Origin of the sequence: Nocardioides sp. IC4_145, assembly GCF_011250565.1 — a bacterium.
In the GTDB taxonomy this organism is placed as follows: Bacteria; Actinomycetota; Actinomycetes; order Propionibacteriales; family Nocardioidaceae; genus Nocardioides.
Map to the genome: position 1 here is coordinate 55,898 of NZ_JAANMS010000029.1, position 1,446 is coordinate 57,343.

The 1,446-nt window shown below is 54.4% G+C and carries 1 rRNA gene (running past one end of the window); it reads left to right on the forward strand.

Going from position 1 to position 1,446, the window contains the following annotated elements:
* Positions 1–36: 36 nt before the first annotated feature.
* A 23S ribosomal RNA gene (locus tag G6553_RS20715) occupies positions 37–1,446 on the forward strand; it runs 1,959 nt beyond the window's last position.

The window sequence follows — 1,446 nt, forward strand, 5'->3', positions numbered from 1 at the left end:
TACTTTTGTAGTTGTTGTCTTCGTTGAGTGTTTGTGAGACAAGCTATGAAGGGCACATGGTGGATGCCTTGGCATCAAGAGCCGATGAAGGACGTAGGAGCCTGCGATAAGCCCTGGGGAGTTGGCAACCGAGCGTTGATCCGGGGATGTCCGAATGGGGGAACCCAGCTGGAGTCATGTCCAGTTACCTGCACCTGAATATATAGGGTGTGTGGAGGGAACTCGGGGAAGTGAAACATCTCAGTACCCGAAGGAAGAGAAAACAATTGTGATTCCGAGAGTAGTGGCGAGCGAAATCGGATCAGGCTAAACCTTATGCGTGTGATACCCGGCAGGGGTTGCGCATGGGGGGTTGTGGGACCACTCGATCCATTCTGCCGGATGGGTGCAGAGTAAGAAAACAAGTTGTGAAGTCGAAGTCTGTTGGAAAGCAGCGCCGTAGAGGGTGATAGCCCCGTATGCGTAAGCACTTGTCTCTGGAGTGGTATCCCAAGTAACACGGAACCCCTGAAATTCCGTGTGAATCTGGCGGGACCACCCGTTAAGCCTAAATACTCCTTGATGACCGATAGCGGACAAGTACCGTGAGGGAAAGGTGAAAAGTACCCCTGGCGGGGAGTGAAATAGTACCTGAAACCGTGTGCCTACAATCCGTCAGAGCCCGGCTGCCCCTTGTGGGTGTTGGGGTGATGGCGTGCCTTTTGAAGAATGAGCCTGCGAGTTTGCGTTGTGTTGCGAGGTTAACCCGTGTGGGGAAGCCGTAGCGAAAGCGAGTCCGAACAGGGCGGTTCAGTAGCACGATCAAGACCCGAAGCGAAGTGATCTATCCATGGGCAGGTTGAAGCGCGGGTAAGACCGCGTGGAGGACCGAACCCACTTAGGTTGAAAACTGAGGGGATGACCTGTGGATAGGGGTGAAAGGCCAATCAAACTTCGTGATAGCTGGTTCTCCCCGAAATGCATTTAGGTGCAGCGTTGCGTGTTTCTTGCCGGAGGTAGAGCACTGGATAGCCGATGGGCCCTACCAGGTTACTGACGTTAGCCAAACTCCGAATGCCGGTAAGTGAGAGCGCAGCAGTGAGACTGCGGGGGATAAGCTCCGTAGTCGAGAGGGAAACAGCCCAGACCATCAGCTAAGGCCCCTAAGCGGTGACTAAGTGGAAAAGGATGTGGAGTCGCATTGACAACCAGGAGGTTGGCTTGGAAGCAGCCACCCTTGAAAGAGTGCGTAATAGCTCACTGGTCAAGTGATTCCGCGCCGACAATGTAGCGGGGCTCAAGTCATCCGCCGAAGCTATGGCATTCACACGTTAGCTAAGCCGCCGGTTTGTCCGGTTGGTTCAGGTGTGTGGATGGGTAGGGGAGCGTCGTGTCACCAGTGAAGCTCCGGAGTGATCCAGGGGTGGAGGTGACACGAGTGAGAATGCAGGCATGAGTAGCGAATCA